At 54.2% G+C, this 212-nt stretch carries 1 rRNA gene; it reads right to left on the bottom strand.

The window, feature by feature from the left end:
* Positions 1-212: ribosomal RNA gene (locus WFN61_RS21040) — 16S ribosomal RNA — on the bottom strand; the annotation flags it as partial.

Genomic DNA, 212 nt, shown 5'->3' with positions numbered 1-212 from the left:
TTGTATGCGCCATTGTAGCACGTGTGTAGCCCTACTCGTAAGGGCCATGATGACTTGACGTCATCCCCACCTTCCTCCAGTTTATCACTGGCAGTCTCCTTTGAGTTCCCGGCCGGACCGCTGGCAACAAAGGATAAGGGTTGCGCTCGTTGCGGGACTTAACCCAACATTTCACAACACGAGCTGACGACAGCCATGCAGCACCTGTCTCA

This window comes from Pseudescherichia sp. AS216, from assembly GCF_037152055.1.
Classification (GTDB): Bacteria; Pseudomonadota; Gammaproteobacteria; order Enterobacterales; family Enterobacteriaceae; genus Pseudescherichia.
Note: the sequence above shows the minus strand (reverse complement) of the source record. Positions and strands in the feature narration are given on the sequence as shown.